We start from the raw sequence: 17,223 nt of genomic DNA, 5'->3' as shown, positions 1-17,223 counted from the left end.
GAAATAATTTGTATCTACTCGCTTAAGTCTTAATCGCTTCGTGAGCAAGGGCAACCGCTCCGTGGTGTGATGACATGGTCTGTTAACTGGGACATGGGCACAAATGCCGCAGGTTCACAGTACAACGAACAGTTCATTAAAGACTACGGCCCATTTGTTCATGGTCAAACACCACCGCCACCCTCTGAAGGCAAACCTGTATTTAGCAGCGTGACGGACGCACGGTGGCATTTAGCCATCGCTTGATGGACTAAAATACACAAGCACCAGAGCACACTCTGGCGCTTTTTTCATATTAATCAGCGGCGCTATTGTGTCACACCAGCGATCACCGACGGTTCACCCTCGACTATTGGCATGTCGCCAATGTCTGCTGAACCTGATACGGATGTAGGTACTGCCACCGCAGGATCGGATAACGTCAGCGCACTGCATTGTCCCGGCGCAGATTGCATGGTCTGTTCGATTTCACGCGCTTTAATCACATATTGGTTTGAGGGACCCATAAGCACAGCATCTGATAGCGAAAATTGCGGGACATAGCGCTCTCCATTTTGTGTATACGGAATGCCCCACAGATCGCCATTGCCGCCATAGTTAATCAAGAAAGTCTGTCCTGCAAACGTACCCGCCGAACCCGACCTGTCATTGGCATCGCTATGTGAATAGGTAAATTGAAGTGGCTTATCAAAGCTAACAACACCCCCACTTCCGTCTTTGATAGCCGTCAGCTGGTTCCAAGGCTGCAAGCCCGTTTCCCAGACGTAAAACTCCGTCACGACAGCAGGGTCATAAATGTCATACGAATTCGTTACCGTTGATGTCACCATAGGCCCACTTCGCACTCCCCAACTGTGCGGCGTTGAATTGATATTTGATTGGGTGAGCGATGCATCATAGCGCACCGGTTCACTGCTGTTTGAACTGACCAGTGTCAAAGAATTAACACCGGATGTACTAAACGTAAAGTTATGCGGACCGCTTGCGGTTTCAAAGGGGCTACTCGACCCACTCCAGTTGGTTAGATCCCCCAAAGCGAGCGTACCAATGGGGCAGTTGTCATAGCAGTACAAAGTGGCTGACCCACCATTAAGGAACTCACCCGCTCCTGTTTCACTGCCGTTGATAAAGCTTTGTTCATAGTAGGTCAGCGCCGTTTTCCCTTGTAGGTACTTCACTTCACCGCCAAGTTGCTCTGAATACATGTACAAGGATTCATTACTCGACAACACAATTTGAGTCGGACCAAATGCCGTAATCGTCGGGCCATTTTGCCCCCAACTCAGCTTGCCAGTTTTATAGAAGCCATCAGAGCCCACACTGTCTTGTGCTGCAGTGAGATACTTGACCACCCATTGATCAAAGCTGCTATCACTGAAAACGGTGTTATCCCAATAACTAAAATTCACGCCTCTTGCAGCAGATAGATTGAGTGTTTTAACCGTGTTTTTAATCAATCGCCCAGGGGCCGTCACAACCGTATAGGGCGTCTCTACACCCCCATCATTCCTAACCACGGTTTCCCCGTTAGTGACCGCGCCTTCCACTTCAGACCACAGACCCCAATACCCGATATAACCATAGCTATCATAGTTGGCATTGTTTGCACTGGCATATCGAATAGGGAAACCCGCATTCACATCAATTTGCGTGCCCGAAACCGTATTATATAAATCATACCGATGGACATCACTGTTGAACTGAGTACGGCTCAAACACGTGCCACTGTTATCACCCGACTTGTAAGGCAAGCTATCAAAGTCACTGGCATTTTGGAGCAGCACATTACTGGCACTAAACGTCAATGCGTAAGCGCCGCCATTGTCTGAAGAGGTCAGCGCGATGCCATCGGTGCGATCGCTAGACATCACCACACTGGCACTTTGGGTGTAAGATTGCGCGCCCTGCTGACTCGATTCGTACAAGGTAAAACCAATTGAACCGGCAACAGAATCCACGGTGAGTACTTCACCGCCACCTTGAGGGGTCAAATTCGTAAAGTTATCAAAGAACTCAAAGTTAAAAGTAAACTGACCAAAAGGATCCGTGCTCGAAGCACCTTCCGAAATCACGGCTTTAAATCGAATGGCCTGTTCACCTGAGCCTGCCGCCATTTCCGGAATCCAAACATTGGCGATCAAAGGTGAAGAATCGGATTCTCGCGTCACGTTAGCGACAGCCTTTAGATAAGAAGGGGTATTGCTAGCACCAGAAGATTGGCCTGTTGAGCCATCATCGCTGTCATCGAAACACGCACCTTCATCAGCCAAAACGAGATAAGGTCCCTCATTGGCAAATTCCGTAACATTAAATTGTGCCGTAAAACACAAAATACTGTTAACTAACTCAATCGGCTGCAATGCTTCATTCCACACATAGTTCTTCGTCTCTGACAATGAGTACTCTGTTCCCGCTTCATTGAAGGCCGCACCTGAAACACCTGACCAAAACAATGCAGAAACGCAAAGATACAGCACTTTATTCATCTTCATTGGTCACGACCTCCAATTGCTGAGGCAGTTTCAAACTGCTCGTAGATGTGGCAGTTGCTGAACCGCTATCTCCGCATCCCCAGATCACGCTGCACAACACCCCAATACACGCCAGTCTTATTACACCTTTCATACCTACCCCTACTTACAGGCCAAGGAATACAATCGATACACTCATCTTAATAATGAGATGATGAATAAAGCTTAGTTTTACTGTGGAAATAAGCGAGGATTGACATGGAAGAGAGTCAGTCGTCATTGACCAAGCTAATAGATTGAAATTAAAAGTCTTCTCATTAAATGAAGAATTGGCACAGAAAAAATAGGGAGGAAGTTTATCCACTTAAAGCGATAAGGCGCAGCCACTAAAATCCGGTATTTTGTTGACAGAAATAAAATCCAGATCACTTAATCAACATAAATGGTAAATTAGAGACGAAAAGCCAAATGGAATACCAACGAATGTGATCCCGATCTGCTGAAGCATGTTGCGGGTCTCATAGACTGAGGTCAGAAACGTTAACAGCAAATACACAATTAAAAACATGCTGTGAGTGACAAGAAGGGAAGGGATTGTGATGAGTGAAGTTCTTTTGGCCGTTTTAGCAGGCGCTGTTGTGGGTTTCTTCTTCAGCGCAATCAAATTGCCATTACCGGCGCCGCCAGTGATTTCCGGCATTATGGGTATTGTCGGCATTTACTTAGGTGGTGTGGCTTATCACGCCATGATTGATCGGTTCTTTTCTTGAAAAAAGCTGTTTAGTACATATCTAGCGAAGCGTGTGACAGTTTGTATTTTCTATTAAAGACGTAAGAAAACTCGAGGAGGACTGGTGTCTACAGGGAAGCTACCGCCGGCGGCAGATGGGTTACAACTCAACTTTTGTAAAACATTGGCGTGTCGAAACTTTGGATTGAGTGATGCGAAGTACTACTTGCTTCAAGATACTGATCCGTCTCGTCCCGGTCTGGTATGTCGTGAGTGTGGCGCCTTTCCTCCTCTCCTTAACAACCAAGCAGTAAAATGCGAGTTTACAAGGCTTAAAACGCAAGACTCAGGCAATTTAGCCGCTTGCGGAACAAAAGGCTGTATTGCCCACGGCCAGCCTGTACTTACTCATCGCGAGTTCTATCACGCATTCGGATACAGCGGCGAACGCCAACGTTACCGGTGCAAGCATTGCCAATCTACCTTTGTGGATAAATGGTCGAACGCTAACTCAAAGTCAGAAGTACAACAAAAACTTCTGGGTTTATTGTTCACCGGCCACCCGGTCAGAGAAATTTGCCGCAAATTAGACATGAACCCCAAGACATTCTATGACCACTTGGATCAAATAGCGGCACGCTGTCGTAACAAGTTGGCAAGTGTTGACGCACGCTTTCTGCAGCAAGCCAAAGAGACACCGATGGCCTCAACATTTGCACCATTGCAACCGCGAAGTGACAATGGCGTGATGTGGCTTGCGACAGGGGATGCAGCCCAAGGCTACGTGCTGCTACAAAACATCAACTACTCGTCGGATGAAGAAAAGCCAGATGAGGAAGCAGACGTATATACGCCCAATTCTCGACGCATGCCTGATAACTTTATTCACTTGGCTGAAGTCGGTGAGCCAAGCAGTGACAATTTACTCAATCGAGTGAATGCCAAATACCAAGAAGTCATGTCTCGCAGCAATGTTGAAGACTTTTATACGCGCCCAGTCAATGTGGATTACCCATCAAAAGGTTGCCTGATCCGCCCTCAGTACACCGCATATGCGCAGTACCTGCGTTTACAGGAACTGATTGAACACTGGGGTGAATTGACACTTTATCTTCCACAAGAACCTTTGCTTCGCTCGGCAGTCATTAGCGTCTTTAAAGAAAGAATGGAACAACGACGCTGTCATCCCGTCTACGTTGCTCAAACACCGCAATGGCAAGAAAACGATACCGCGGACAACATTGACATCATGTTGTTGAGCTGGTGGCGTGATCGCTGGGCATTAACACAGAAGGGCGAAGCGGCCAAAGCAATATGTCACCTTGGTCGTGAAACAGGAACGGAAAAGAAGTGGCTCCAGTGTGCAAGCACCTTTATGCTGGAAGAGTATCAAGCGCGCTTCCATGTGAATTTTCGTTCTCTGATTGACGAGCCAAGACGGCGACTTCGACCGGGAGGCCTGCTACCTCTGCTGGATATCTTCCGTGCTTGGAGCAACTTGTGCCATCAAAACAGTGAAGGACTAACGCCAGCACAAGCTCTTGGGCTGACGAGACACCCCTACACATTGGCACAACTTCTGGCGTAATCTTTCGTCAACAAAACAAAAAAGCGAGCTCGATGCTCGCTTTTTTCTTTCTGTTGAGGTTACCCAGGGATGTTGCTTATTCGTCTGCTTCAGCTTCAGAGTAATCTTCAACAGCACCGCTACGAGAGGTAGAGCACAAGTTATACACAACATGCTTATGGTTGATTTCTTTTAAATACTTCAACCAACACAGCGCGTATTGTGACTCAGCAGCGCGACGACCGTTTATCTCGTCGACAAACTTTTGCTGCTCTTCGTCTTGCGGCACCATCACACCCTCAAACAGTGCTTTCATGGTGCGTCCACAGGTTTCCAAAAGCTGCGATTCTTTGATAGTAAAATAGCCAGATCGAGCGAAACCTTTTGGAAAATGCCTGTCATCAAAAAACCTTTGACCACTAAACATTATTTAACTCCTTAACATACTTTGCGCAATATTCTTCATTAAACGGTTAAGGTGTAAAGAAAAATATTATTAGCCTGACAACAAAGAAAATCGATTCTCTATGCGTTATAGCGGTGTTTTTGAATTCTGTCGAGTATCAAACACCTATTTGGTGATGAACTTTGTTAGTAAGGTAGCCGTTAAACTTTCTTTGGTCGAGTACGAATAAAGTAAGTTATTGTAACAATGTGAAAAACGTCATTCCCTGACAAAAATTACACTCGTTTTTTTCGATTTTCAGCTTCTCGTCACACTTTAAATCAGGACATTAAGCTCCCAAAAACGCCCAAATTTACTGGCTTTCAGCCAATTCATCACGATCAATACATCATCATCACATCTCAATGAGTCATGTGTCTCAAAAATGTAAGACACCCCGCCGTTCAATCGAATTTTCTAATCAAGCTCAATGATTTTTTTCGTTGTATTTAATTTGTGGTATGGACTTATGCTTACTTGGAATTGGCGTAATGGAAACGCCAAAGAAACTTCATCAATATGTCATGTTATTTTGGTTATATTTGAATGACAAAGTCTTAGCCCGTTAAAAACGAGAGCTTTTAGCGGTGGTAAGTTTCCAAAGTAACGAGAAAACGAACAGGGTAAATTAAGATGGCCAAGTGGGAACAGTGGCTGAAAAACGACACAACTCGAAAAGATAAAGCACATTCTAAGTTCAACGACGAATTTGCCGACTTTGCTCAACGCGACAAGAAGCGACGCAAGCCGCGACAGGGTCGACCTGCGCATGAGGGTTACCCGTTCGATTGATGACGTAGAAAGTTAATTGATGAAAAAAGCCAGAGAAACGAATTTCCCTGGCTTTTATTGTTTTATGTTGAAGTCACCTTTGTCTCAACCTATGTGTTGAGCAGCTAATACCGCTTAGCGTGTGGGTTATGTGCTATGTGCTTGTTGTCTTGTGCCTACATCGCGCATTAAAACAGCAAACCATAGCTGTAACCTGTTGCAACAGCCATTCCTAACACCACAGTCAAAAACGCCACAATCATCTGGTTGCGAAACATTGATTTGAGCAATATTACCTCTGTTAAACTTGCGCCTGCACTCCCAATCACCAACGCCACAATCGCACCAATACTCATGCCTTTCGCCGCAAGCGGCGCACTTAATAAAATCACGGCTTCTGCGCGGATGTACAATGGAATACCCACAATCGCAGCAAATGGAATCGCAAACGGATTGTCGGCACCTGCAAATGACGCTATCCAGTCGGTCGGAATTGCTCCATAGATAAGCGACCCCACCCCAACACCGACAAAGATATAGGGCATCGCCTTTTTAAAGTCTTTCCATACGCCTTGCCAAATTTTCATCCATTTGTTGACGGGCTCAGTCGAACCTGAACATGTCGAACCGCAACAACGTTGATCCGGTTCCGCATAAACCTCTGGCTTGACGTATTTTTCGAACCCTAGCTTTTCTAACAAGTATCCTGCGGTAATCGACACAGCAAGTGCCGATACAAAGTAGTACCCCGTCACTTCCAGCCCAAACGTCACGGCAAATAACCCAATGATCATTGGGTTCAGCAGTGGGCTGGCAAACAAAAACACCATCATGGTGCCAAATCCCGCTTGTGCGCGGATAAGACCTTTCAAAAAGGGAATCGTCGAGCATGAGCAAAACGGCGTAATGGCACCAAGGAACGCAGCCATCACGTAGCCTTTACCGTTCTGACTGCTCAAAACGTTACGGATGCGCTCTGGCGGTATGTACATTTGCAGAACACCAACCAAGTAGCTGATGGCCAAAAATAGAAGGGTAATTTCTATCGCTAGGAAGGCAAACATGCCCAAAGCAGAGGTAACAACGTCAGTATTCATAAATACCCTAAATTAACTACATTTCTAGAATGATCGAAATATAAAGATCATCGAAGACGTGATCAAGATATTTCTGTTAATATCGAAATATAATTTCCCAAAGGGTAAATGACATGGAATTGGAAACGGTTGCGAAAGCACTGAAAGAGTTGGGGCACCCCACCCGCTTATCGATCTTCAAACGTTTAGTGCGCTCTGGTCGGAATGGTATAGCCGTTGGGGACGTTCAACATGATTTAGGTATACCCGGCTCTACCTTGTCACATCATCTCTCTAGCTTAATGTCGGCAGGGCTCATCACTCAACGTCGTGAAGGCCGTGTACTTTACTGTGTGCCTCAGTTTGAACAATTGGACGGTGTGCTAACTTTCTTACAAGAAGAGTGCTGTGCTGACGAAGAGATGAAAAACTAGCCTGGCCGTGAATCACAGCACGTTTACGAAGAATTAGCGACAGGGTGACTCGTGTCTAGCGTCACCCTGTCGCTCAGTGTTGAGTTCTGGATTCTACATTGTCATTGATAGCGTTAAGCGTTTTGTTCTTGCCACTGCGCATAGAAGGATTCAACCTTCTTCGCCGTGTCACGCCAACGCTCAGAACGTTGTAATTCATTCACCGTAAACTGATGTTTTTTCACCAAGTTGACGGCTTGTGGCACCTCAGAGATTGGCAGCTTATCCAACACTTCAATCGATGATTGACGGTTATTACAAAGCAGTAACATGTCGCACCCCGCACTCAAAGCCTGCTGGCTTCGTTCTGCTGGCCCCCCCATCACCGTTGCCCCTTCCATGTTCAGATCATCTGAGAAAACAATACCTTTGAAGCCCAGTTGCTCCCGCAACACCTTCTTCAACCAGTATGACGAACCGCTTGCAGGCAAATCATCATAGTGGGGGTAAATCACATGTGCTGGCATCATGGCATCCAAGGTACCCGCATCAATCTGAGCCTTGAAAATGGCCATGTCTTGTTCAAACAGATTGTCACGTCCATCGATTGGGCTTTCAACGTGAGAATCAGCCAGCACGGCACCGTGTCCCGGGAAGTGTTTTCCCGTGGTTGCCATGCCTGCTTCTTTCATACCAGACATAAACGCGCCTGAATACCGAATCACAGTGGCGTTGTCATCGCCGAATGCGCGGCTACCAATGGCTTTACAATCAAACCCTCTGTCTAGCACTGGCGCAAAGCTTAAATCGAAATCGTGCGCCATTAGCTCTGCAGCCATCAACCAGCCAGACTCTTTTGCAAGCGCCTCACCAGCCGGCATTCGTGCATAAGATTGTGCGGGCGGGATCAACGTGAAATGCTCTCGAAAACGCTGTACGCGCCCCCCCTCTTGGTCAACACCAATCAAAATAGGACGTTTCGCTGCTTTTCGAATTGCCTGATTCAGCGCAGCAAGTTGCTCACTGTCATGAAAGTTGCGTGCAAAAAGAATCACGCCGCCAACCGTTGGATGCGCCAATAGCTCGCGCTCTTCTGCGTCTAGCTCACATCCTTCCACATCAAGCCACAATGGGCCCATGGTGTTCTCCTGCTTGATAATAAACTCTGAGGTGAATACTACGACGAGTCACATCTTCAACACAATTTCGATCACCAAATTCTTAGGACTGTGAGAGACTTAAGCCATCAGATTTAAACGCATTAAGAGGCTTATCCGTGAGCATTTACATCGGCATTATGTCAGGCACGAGTCTGGACGGGATCGACTTGGTCGCCGCCGACTTTGATGACCAATCTGCCCGAACGCATCATCAAACTATGTATCCGTTTCCGGAATCGCTCAAAGAAAAGCTCATTGCATTGAGCCAAGGTGCGCCTGTCACACTGGAAGAAATTGGCACTATTGATCATTTCCTCGGTAAAACCTACGCCAGCGCCGTGAATCAGTTCTTAGCTGAAACAGGACTGCGTGCTGAGAGTATTACGGCTATTGGATGCCACGGCCAAACTGTGTTCCACCAGCCTAGTGGCCCTATGCCCTTCACTATGCAGCTTGGCGACGCTAACATCATTGCCGCATTAACAGGGATCACCACGGTCACTGACTTTCGTCGAAAAGACATGGCACTGGGTGGGCAAGGCGCACCGCTCGTCCCGGCGTTCCACCGCTACTTGTTTGGTGAAAACAACAAAACACGTGTTGTACTCAACATCGGCGGTATTGCCAATATTTCGATCATGACACCAAACCAACCGGTGATTGGCTATGACACCGGCCCTGGCAATATGTTGATGGACAGCTGGGTACTACAGCACCAAAACACCCCCTACGACCAAGATGGCAAGTGGGCCGCCTCCGGTACTGTGGATCAAGCACTGCTCACACAAATGTTGACCGACAACTACTTTGCTCAAACCGCACCTAAAAGCACGGGACGCGAACGTTTCCATCAGGGCTGGCTAACACAGCAATTGACACAGTTTGGGCAAGAGATCGCGCCAGAAGACGTACAAGCGACATTGTTAACTTTCACTGCAACGTCAATCGCCAATGAACTCAGCAATGACGACGCAGGAGAGTTGTTAGTGTGTGGCGGTGGGGCGAAAAATTCGACCCTGATGAAGGCGCTGCAACACGCGCTGCCAAGTTGGCAAGTCATGACAACAGATGCCAAGGGTGTCGATGGTGACTCAATGGAGGCGCTTGCCTTTGCCTGGCTGGCACGTCAGGCACTGAAAGGTGAACCCGGCAACTTGCCAGAAGTCACTGGCGCGAGCCGTCTATGCCGACTAGGCGCTATCTATTATCCGGATTGAGCGCCGTCTTGAATTATTGCGCGTCTTGGTGGGCGAAATTTGCGCGCTAACCAGACTGAGAGCCCAACCGACGTGGCTTTTTAACAGAGACTGGCATTTGGTGGCATACCCGCTTGAGATAAAGCAAATATTGGCTAAAACTCAGCGGACGCGAATAATGGTAACCTTGCGCAATATCAACACCATAGCGTTTAAGTATCACGGCGGTTTCGAGATCTTCAACTCCTTCTGCCACAACCATCAAGCCCAGTGACTTGGCCATTTCCGTTGTTGCTCTCACAATATTTTGCTGGCGGGGGTTGCTGGGCAAGCCCGTAATGAAACTGCGGTCAATTTTCAGTTCGGTAAACGGCAACTGTGACAGATACGTCAGTGATGAATAACCAGTACCGTAGTCATCTATCGACACTTCAATATCAAACTTTGACAACTTCTCAATGACATTGTTAAGACGATCATAATCAGAGACCATGGTCGACTCTGTTAGCTCAAGAGACAGCAATCCAGTCGGTACATTATAGGTCTGGGCGATATCGGCAATTTTGTCGACAAGGTTAGGAATCGCAATATCGGATGCACTGACATTGATAGACAACCGCCGACTGTATCCAAGCTCAATCAATTTACTTTGTTGATAAAATGCCCGTTTGATAACCCATAAAGTAAGATCATTGATTAGCCCGACCCCCTCTGCCAGCTTCACAAATACCTCAGGTGACACTTGTCCAAATTTGGGGTGGTCCCAACGCAACAGCACTTCTGAGCCGTGTATTGAGCCGGTACGCAAATCGATCTGCGCTTGGTGGTAGAGTTCCAACTCATCATTGTCGATGGCTTTTCTCAGGTCAGCAACTAACGACATGTTCAAGGTACGGTTAAAGTTATTCAGCGAATCATAAGCACGGACTTTTTTCGCCGTAGACGATGTTTCAGTGAGTGCCTGTAGGGCCTTATTGAAGAGCACATCGCTTACATTGCCGTCTTTGGGATATAAGCTAGTACCAATCGCTCCCTGAACTCTCAGCGCAAAATGATTCAACTGCACATAACTGTCTAGTTCATCAATCACGCTCGACAATAACAGCGCCACTTTCTCACTATCAGACGACAGCACAATAAAGCCAAACTGACCTTCCTTGATGCAAGCAACCCGATGTGGTTGCTGAAAGCCCGACTCCAAGACATGAACTGCATCGCTGTCTAATGCTCCATCGAGCTTTGCGCACACTTCCCCAATGAAATAGAGTTTTTCTTCCGCTGACATATAAGGTGCAAGGCTTGAAAAACGTCCAATTTCAAAGCAACACAAATTAAAGTGCATGTTTTTGCTGATCAGTTTATCGACAACCATCAACAGCACATTCGCATTGGGCTTTGCCGACATCGCATCATGGGTCAGTTGATAAACAGACTCTTCTCTTTGCTGACGAAAACGCTCTGCCAAAGCCAGCGCCATAAATAGCACAGCCAATACCGTGCCAAACATAAATGCGTAGCGTGTCAGCAACGTGTACTCAACCATCCCCGTCACAAGCAGCGGTGGGAAAATACCCGTAACGACAAGTGGCAACCAAGAAAAGATGAACATGCTGCTCCAGCGTTTATCCACATTCCATCGCCGCCAAATCAGTACACCAATCAAACCGTAGAACAAGGGCTGAATCGCAATTAAAAAAGTGCCAGAAATATGTTCAGGTAAAGCGAATGAGATCAGCATCAAGCTGCCCAACACCATGACCCCGTAGTGAACGACCTGCCTAAGCAGAGATTGATTCTTATGAACTCTGAGATACAAGTGTGCAAAGACAAGAGAGAGCAAGAACAAGCCAAAAGTTAAGGCAACAATATTGTTGCTAAAGAAGGTTTGCAGAGGCGCAGGGAACAAGTAAATACCAAACCCATGAATAGCGCCAAGCTGAACCAAGGCTGTAGTGACATAGCCTGCATAAACCAAATAAACACGTTCTTTCAGCGAAATGAACACGGCTAAGTTATAGCTCGCAACCACCAACATAATCGCGATAAAGCCCCCCCATACGGTATGCAGAAGTTGGCTTAACACGTGAAATTCTTGGGCGTCTAATAACCAAATTGGCATGACAGGGATGCCTGTCGAGAACACCTGTAAATAAATGGTCGAGCTTTCAAAGCCATCCAGCGTAAATTGAACAGCGGGAGGCATGTCCCATTGGCTATATCCCTGCGGGGTACTGTCGCCTAAATGCCAGCGCTGGATTTCTTCACCATCCTGTGAATATTGATAAATGTTGAGTCGGTCGATCATTGGAGTGTCAAAGTAAAGCGTCAGATATCGATGTTCCGAGTCAAAGTTATCGATGTCCATTTTGACCCAATAGGTTTTTTTACCCAGCTCCCAAGGCATATCTTTGGGATCATCAATGTTTCGGAATATCGCTGAGTCTTTGACATAGCCAAGAATATGGCTGTTGGTGCTATCAACAAAATAACCATAATTGACGCCTACATTCGCGGCATAGGATGACAATGAGGGGAACAGCCCAGCGAATCGCCCGCCTGCGATGGCAAATAAGGACACAACAAGGAGCGTGACAGAAACCCAAAGCGTCCTGTTAGGTATCAGGGATTGGAATGTCATGCCCAAGCTCCGCTTTGCTGACTTTGGCTACTGATAAACAAATGAAACACAAAAATATACGGCTTTGATAAAACATTCATAAGCTAACCAACCAAACTGTAACCAAATCAGAGATATAGCGATAAAGTTGCCAAGCCACTGTTCAACAGTGGCATACCATCATTCGTCTATGCCGCTAAAAAGCGACAACGATATGTTTCAATCTAGATACGGATGACCAATTTTTCAAACATGAATACAGTGTGAAGTATAAAGTTCATATGATTTATCGCCCACATCAGCATGAACAAATGAAACCGAGCTGAACATTTGTTCACAAAAGGAAAAGTCAGTAGACTAAAAGCGAATGATTCAGAGTAGGACGAGACAATGAGTACCACGCGGACATTGAGCAGCAACTTTGAGAGCCTGCTGGACGATACGAACCTTCTGACCGAAATCGCTATTCTTTACTACCAACAAAACACCACTCAAGAAGAGATCTCGAAGAAATTTGGCATCAGCCGCGCCAAGGTAAGTCGCCTGCTAAGACGTGCTCGTGAAGAAGGCATTGTCGAGATTACTGTTAAATTTCACCCTGTGCACAGTGCGCAGCTTGAACAAAGATTGATGGAAAAATTCAATCTCAAACGCGCGTTGATCGCACTTGACCAACCTAGCGTGCAAGAGCAACGGACTCAAGTGGCCACCTTGGTTTCTTCTTTTCTCGACGGTAACTTGCAAGACGGCATGGTTGTCGCCGTAGGGCAAGGCCAAAACGTCGCAGCCGTCGCTGACCAACCGGGCATTGTTTCTCATCGAAACGCACGGTTTGTTTGTGCAATCGGAGGCACGCATCGCAGCGGCGACATCATTAATGCTGACCACATCTGCCGTCGTCTGGCCAAGAAGTTCGGTGGCAGCAGTGAAACCCTCTATGCGCCAGCTTATGTGGATACCCCACAAATTCGAGACGTATTTCTGAATCATCCCAATATCAATGAAACCTTGAATCAGGCGCGGAAAGCCGAATTTGCCTTGGTCGGTATTGGTGATATGGATGAAAACAGCCACATGGTGAAACTGGGGTGCTTCTCTGCACGCGAGTTCGTCGAAGCGCGTGTCAATGACGGCATTGTGGGTGATATTGGTGGGTTTGACTTCTTTAAATTGGATGGCAGTCGCGCCAATACGTTAATGCGCGATCGCGTTGTCGGTTTAGAAATGCAGGATCTGATCAACATTCCTAATGTCATCGCCATGGCCAGTGAAAGCCGAAAAGCGCTGTCAATTCTTGGCGCACTAAAAACACAGACTATTGACGTGTTAGCCACCAGTGCAAGTTGTGCCATGGCACTGCTAAATATGGTCGATAACGAACAGTGATCTACACTTCTCTGAAACTCGGATTGCGCAATGTTTCAGCACCCTTTCAACAGATTTGGTTATCAAGGGGGAAATGAGTGAGATCGTCGTGAGATTTATCCACTCAAATCGTTGACTTTGTCGCGTAAAACAAGAAATATGACCCTATCATTTGCTCGGGTACGTTGCATTTGTTCAGTCTGTTTCTGACATTATTCAGAACAGATTGATAGAAATGTCACCGAGCAGCAGCTGGCTGCTAGGCAGTCATGGTGAAACTCTACATTAAAGGTCTATAAGATGAGCACGAAACTCGAACAATTACGCAAGCTCACAACCGTGGTTGCGGACACCGGTGACATTGACGCGATTGCTAAATATCAACCTCAGGATGCTACCACTAACCCTTCTCTTATCCTGAAAGCTGCCCAAATCCCTCAGTATGCGCCTCTCATTGAAGAAGCGATTACTTATGCAAAAGCCAAAAGCCAAGACGAAGAACAGCAATTGGCAGATGCCAGCGATCGCCTTGCCGTTAACATCGGTAAAGAAATCCTTAACGTTATTCCAGGCCGTATTTCTACCGAAGTAGACGCGCGTCTTTCTTATGATTTTGAAGGTAGCGTGGCGAAAGCTCGCAAACTTATCAGCATGTATAACGAAGCAGGGATCAGCAACGACCGCATTCTTATCAAGCTGGCTTCAACATGGGAAGGCATTCGCGCAGCAGAAGTGCTGGAAAAAGAAGGCATCAACTGTAACCTAACGCTACTGTTCTCTTTTGCTCAAGCGCGCGCCTGTGCTGAAGCCGGTGTTTACCTGATCTCTCCATTTGTTGGGCGCATCATGGACTGGTACAAAGCAAAAGAAGGCCGTGATTTCGCACCAGAAGAAGATCCAGGCGTACTATCTGTTTCTGCTATTTATGACTACTACAAATCACACGGCTACAACACCGTCGTGATGGGCGCTAGCTTCCGTAACATCGGCGAGATACTTGAACTGGCAGGTTGTGACCGTCTAACAATTAGCCCTGACCTGCTGAAAAAGCTGTCAGAGGAAACAGGCGACGTGGTTCAGAAGCTGTCTGACGATGTTGAAATCAAAGAACGTCCAGCGCCAATGACCCACGCTGAGTTTCTATGGGAACACAACTTAGACCCAATGGCCGTTGAAAAACTGGCTGAAGGCATTCGCAATTTCGCGGTTGACCAAGGCAAACTTGAAGTCATGATTCGCGAGAAGTTGTAAGTTCGCAAAACACATTTTCAAGAGCGGCTATTGCCGCTCTCTTATTTCTTATATGATCCTGCCCTACAGGTCTGAACATCATTTTATAAGGTAAGCCCAAGATGGAACGTAAAACCCTTGCCAATGCAATCCGTGCGCTAAGCATGGATGGCGTACAAAAAGCTAACTCCGGTCACCCTGGCGCCCCAATGGGCATGGCTGATATCGCTGAAGTTCTGTGGCGCGACCACATGAACCACAACCCACAAAACCCTGAGTGGGCTGACCGCGACCGTTTCGTTTTGTCGAACGGACATGGCTCAATGCTGATTTACTCTCTGCTTCACCTGACGGGTTACGATCTGTCGATTGATGATCTGAAAAACTTCCGCCAGCTACATTCTAAAACCCCGGGCCACCCTGAGTACGGTTATGCACCAGGCATCGAGACCACAACCGGTCCTCTTGGCCAAGGCATCACCAATGCGGTAGGCATGGCGATGGCAGAAAAATCTCTGGCAGCGCAATTTAACCGTGAAGGCCACGACATCGTTGACCACAACACTTACGTGTTCTTAGGCGACGGCTGTTTGATGGAAGGTATCTCCCATGAAGCCTGTTCATTGGCGGGTACGCTGGGTCTGGGCAAGCTGGTTGCATTCTGGGATGACAACGGTATTTCTATCGATGGTCACGTAGAAGGCTGGTTTACTGACGACACGCCTAAGCGTTTTGAAGCGTACGGCTGGCATGTTATCCCTGCGGTTGATGGTCACGACGCTGGCGCAATCAACGCAGCGATTGAAGCGGCAAAAGCTGAAACAGGCCGCCCTACCCTGATTTGTACAAAAACCGTAATTGGTTTTGGCTCACCAAACAAAGCAGGCACACACGACTGTCACGGCGCACCACTAGGTGCTGATGAAATCGCAGCAACACGCAAGCAACTAGGTTGGGAACATGGCCCGTTTGAAATCCCGCAGGACATCTATTCAGCGTGGTCTGCGAAAGACTCAGGCGCAGCTAAGGAATCGGCGTGGAACGAGAAACTTGCAGCTTATGAATCAGCTCACCCTGAACTTGCCGCGGAATTCAAACGCCGCGTAAACGGCGAACTGCCAGCAGAATGGGAAGCGAAAGCGAGCCAAATCATTGCTGATCTGCAAGCAAACCCAGCCAACATTGCATCACGTAAAGCATCTCAAAACGCGCTAGAAGCGTTTGGTGCTATGTTGCCTGAATTTATGGGTGGCTCTGCTGACCTTGCGCCTTCAAACCTGACCATGTGGTCTGGCTCGAAAGCGGTAACGGCTGATGACGCATCCGGTAACTACATTCACTACGGTGTGCGTGAGTTCGGTATGACGGCCATCATCAACGGCATCGCACTGCACGGCGGTTTCGTGCCTTACGGCGCAACCTTCCTGATGTTCATGGAATACGCACGTAACGCAATGCGCATGGCTGCACTGATGAAAATTCAGAACATCCAAGTGTACACGCATGACTCTATCGGTTTGGGTGAAGACGGCCCAACACACCAACCTGTTGAGCAAATTGCATCACTGCGCCTCACGCCAAACATGAGCACATGGCGTCCGTGTGACCAAGTGGAATCTGCAGTTGCTTGGAAACTGGCGATTGAGCGCAAAGACGGCCCAACGTCGCTGATTTTCTCGCGTCAAAACTTGGCGCAGCAAGCGCGCAGTGAAGACCAATTAACCGACATATCTAAAGGCGGTTACGTCTTAGTAGATAGCGTTGGCCAACCAGAGTTGATTCTGATTGCGACCGGGTCTGAAGTTGAGCTTGCTGTTAACGCTAGCAAAGATTTGTCGGCACAAGGCTTCAACGTGCGCGTTGTTTCTATGCCTTCAACAGATACATTCGATAAGCAAGATGCAGCGTATCGTGAATCAGTACTGCCTTCTGACGTAACGGCACGCGTTGCGATTGAAGCAGGCATTGCAGACTTCTGGTACAAATATGTTGGCTTCGATGGTCGCATTATCGGTATGCACAGCTTTGGTGAGTCGGCACCGGCTGATCAGCTGTTCAAGATGTTCGGCTTCACGGTCGAAAACGTCGTTGAGACAGCGAAAGAATTGCTTGAATAAATAGTTAAAATCGTTTCCAGATACAGTCTAAATATACCCGCCTAAGTGCGGGTTTATTTTTATCC

General features: G+C 47.3%; 14 protein-coding genes and 1 pseudogene. 9 read left to right on the top strand and 6 right to left on the bottom strand.

Features of this window, described 5'->3' with window-relative positions; all coding sequences use genetic code 11:
• Positions 1-36: 36 nt before the first annotated feature.
• A pseudogene (locus tag AB8599_RS19800) lies at positions 37-225 on the top strand (chitinase); the annotation flags it as partial.
• Positions 226-308: 83 nt separating this feature from the next.
• Here the strand turns inward: AB8599_RS19800 and AB8599_RS19795 are convergent.
• Together AB8599_RS19795 and AB8599_RS19790 are read right to left on the bottom strand one after the other, a co-directional pair.
• Positions 309-2,492: a hypothetical protein gene (locus AB8599_RS19795; RefSeq protein ID WP_407333446.1), complete on the bottom strand. Its 2,184-nt coding sequence runs from the start codon at positions 2,490-2,492 to the stop codon at positions 309-311.
• Positions 2,479-2,625, bottom strand: coding sequence for a hypothetical protein (locus tag AB8599_RS19790; RefSeq protein ID WP_407333445.1), 147 nt, complete (start codon positions 2,623-2,625; stop codon positions 2,479-2,481). The genes AB8599_RS19795 and AB8599_RS19790 overlap by 14 nt, the downstream gene beginning before the upstream one ends.
• 445 nt (positions 2,626-3,070) lie before the next feature.
• Between AB8599_RS19790 and AB8599_RS19785 the strand changes: the two genes are divergently transcribed.
• Together AB8599_RS19785 and AB8599_RS19780 are read left to right on the top strand one after the other, a co-directional pair.
• On the top strand, positions 3,071-3,241 hold the full coding sequence (locus AB8599_RS19785) for a XapX domain-containing protein (protein WP_407333444.1): 171 nt from the start codon (positions 3,071-3,073) through the stop codon (positions 3,239-3,241).
• An 84-nt stretch (positions 3,242-3,325) separates the two neighbouring features.
• A complete protein-coding gene (locus AB8599_RS19780) occupies positions 3,326-4,789 on the top strand; it encodes a lactate dehydrogenase (protein ID WP_407333443.1) in 1,464 nt (487 codons plus the stop codon).
• A 76-nt stretch (positions 4,790-4,865) separates the two neighbouring features.
• Here the strand turns inward: AB8599_RS19780 and maoP are convergent, their stop codons facing one another.
• On the bottom strand, positions 4,866-5,195 hold the full coding sequence (gene maoP, locus AB8599_RS19775) for a DUF413 domain-containing protein (protein ID WP_407333442.1): 330 nt from the start codon (positions 5,193-5,195) through the stop codon (positions 4,866-4,868).
• Positions 5,196-5,846: 651 nt separating this feature from the next.
• Between maoP and AB8599_RS19770 the strand changes: the two genes are divergently transcribed.
• On the top strand, positions 5,847-6,005 hold the full coding sequence (locus AB8599_RS19770; protein ID WP_407333441.1) for a hypothetical protein: 159 nt from the start codon (positions 5,847-5,849) through the stop codon (positions 6,003-6,005).
• Positions 6,006-6,172: 167 nt separating this feature from the next.
• Here AB8599_RS19770 and AB8599_RS19765 read toward each other — a convergent pair whose 3' ends face one another.
• Positions 6,173-7,081, bottom strand: coding sequence for a permease (locus tag AB8599_RS19765; RefSeq protein ID WP_407333440.1), 909 nt, complete (start codon positions 7,079-7,081; stop codon positions 6,173-6,175).
• Between the two features lie 113 nt (positions 7,082-7,194).
• Here AB8599_RS19765 and AB8599_RS19760 point away from each other — a divergent pair, with 113 nt between their 5' ends.
• On the top strand, positions 7,195-7,494 hold the full coding sequence (locus AB8599_RS19760) for an ArsR/SmtB family transcription factor (RefSeq protein ID WP_407333439.1): 300 nt from the start codon (positions 7,195-7,197) through the stop codon (positions 7,492-7,494).
• A 113-nt stretch (positions 7,495-7,607) separates the two neighbouring features.
• Here the strand turns inward: AB8599_RS19760 and nagZ are convergent, their stop codons facing one another.
• Positions 7,608-8,612 carry a beta-N-acetylhexosaminidase gene (gene nagZ / locus AB8599_RS19755; RefSeq protein WP_407333438.1) on the bottom strand — a complete coding sequence of 335 codons (1,005 nt, stop codon included), beginning with the start codon at positions 8,610-8,612 and terminating at the stop codon, positions 7,608-7,610.
• A 143-nt stretch (positions 8,613-8,755) separates the two neighbouring features.
• Here nagZ and AB8599_RS19750 point away from each other — a divergent pair, with 143 nt between their 5' ends.
• Complete coding sequence (locus tag AB8599_RS19750; protein ID WP_407334439.1) at positions 8,756-9,850, top strand: anhydro-N-acetylmuramic acid kinase; 1,095 nt, start codon at positions 8,756-8,758, stop codon at positions 9,848-9,850.
• Positions 9,851-9,896: 46 nt separating this feature from the next.
• Here the strand turns inward: AB8599_RS19750 and AB8599_RS19745 are convergent, their stop codons facing one another.
• Positions 9,897-12,467 carry an EAL domain-containing protein gene (locus AB8599_RS19745; protein ID WP_407333437.1) on the bottom strand — a complete coding sequence of 857 codons (2,571 nt, stop codon included), beginning with the start codon at positions 12,465-12,467 and terminating at the stop codon, positions 9,897-9,899.
• A gap of 369 nt (positions 12,468-12,836) precedes the next feature.
• Between AB8599_RS19745 and AB8599_RS19740 the strand changes: the two genes are divergently transcribed.
• The 3 genes from AB8599_RS19740 (at position 12,837) to tkt (ending at position 17,158) form a co-directional block, all read left to right on the top strand.
• Positions 12,837-13,832 (top strand): sugar-binding transcriptional regulator, encoded by a 996-nt coding sequence (locus AB8599_RS19740; RefSeq protein WP_407333436.1) that lies wholly within the window; start codon positions 12,837-12,839, stop codon positions 13,830-13,832.
• A 279-nt stretch (positions 13,833-14,111) separates the two neighbouring features.
• Positions 14,112-15,062 carry a transaldolase gene (tal, locus tag AB8599_RS19735; RefSeq protein WP_407333435.1) on the top strand — a complete coding sequence of 317 codons (951 nt, stop codon included), beginning with the start codon at positions 14,112-14,114 and terminating at the stop codon, positions 15,060-15,062.
• 101 nt (positions 15,063-15,163) lie between these two features.
• Positions 15,164-17,158 carry a transketolase gene (gene tkt / locus AB8599_RS19730; RefSeq protein WP_407333434.1) on the top strand — a complete coding sequence of 665 codons (1,995 nt, stop codon included), beginning with the start codon at positions 15,164-15,166 and terminating at the stop codon, positions 17,156-17,158.
• Positions 17,159-17,223 lie beyond the last annotated feature (65 nt).

This window comes from Enterovibrio litoreus, from assembly GCF_045679545.1.
Lineage (GTDB): Bacteria > Pseudomonadota > Gammaproteobacteria > Enterobacterales > Vibrionaceae > Enterovibrio.
This window is presented reverse-complemented; position numbering and strand designations above follow the sequence as displayed.

Excerpts from the sequence above, each read along its gene's own strand:
- AB8599_RS19760 (WP_407333439.1), top strand. The coding sequence starts at position 7,195 with ATGGAATTGGAAACGGTTGCGAAAGCACTGAAAGAGTTGGGGCACCCC.
- AB8599_RS19740 (WP_407333436.1), top strand. The coding sequence starts at position 12,837 with ATGAGTACCACGCGGACATTGAGCAGCAACTTTGAGAGCCTGCTGGAC.
- nagZ (WP_407333438.1), bottom strand. The coding sequence starts at position 8,612 with ATGGGCCCATTGTGGCTTGATGTGGAAGGATGTGAGCTAGACGCAGAA.
- AB8599_RS19745 (WP_407333437.1), bottom strand. The coding sequence starts at position 12,467 with ATGACATTCCAATCCCTGATACCTAACAGGACGCTTTGGGTTTCTGTC.
- AB8599_RS19795 (WP_407333446.1), bottom strand. The coding sequence starts at position 2,492 with ATGAAGATGAATAAAGTGCTGTATCTTTGCGTTTCTGCATTGTTTTGG.
- tal (WP_407333435.1), top strand. The coding sequence starts at position 14,112 with ATGAGCACGAAACTCGAACAATTACGCAAGCTCACAACCGTGGTTGCG.
- maoP (WP_407333442.1), bottom strand. The coding sequence starts at position 5,195 with ATGTTTAGTGGTCAAAGGTTTTTTGATGACAGGCATTTTCCAAAAGGT.
- AB8599_RS19770 (WP_407333441.1), top strand. The coding sequence starts at position 5,847 with ATGGCCAAGTGGGAACAGTGGCTGAAAAACGACACAACTCGAAAAGAT.
- AB8599_RS19765 (WP_407333440.1), bottom strand. The coding sequence starts at position 7,081 with ATGAATACTGACGTTGTTACCTCTGCTTTGGGCATGTTTGCCTTCCTA.
- AB8599_RS19790 (WP_407333445.1), bottom strand. The coding sequence starts at position 2,625 with ATGAAAGGTGTAATAAGACTGGCGTGTATTGGGGTGTTGTGCAGCGTG.
- tkt (WP_407333434.1), top strand. The coding sequence starts at position 15,164 with ATGGAACGTAAAACCCTTGCCAATGCAATCCGTGCGCTAAGCATGGAT.
- AB8599_RS19785 (WP_407333444.1), top strand. The coding sequence starts at position 3,071 with ATGAGTGAAGTTCTTTTGGCCGTTTTAGCAGGCGCTGTTGTGGGTTTC.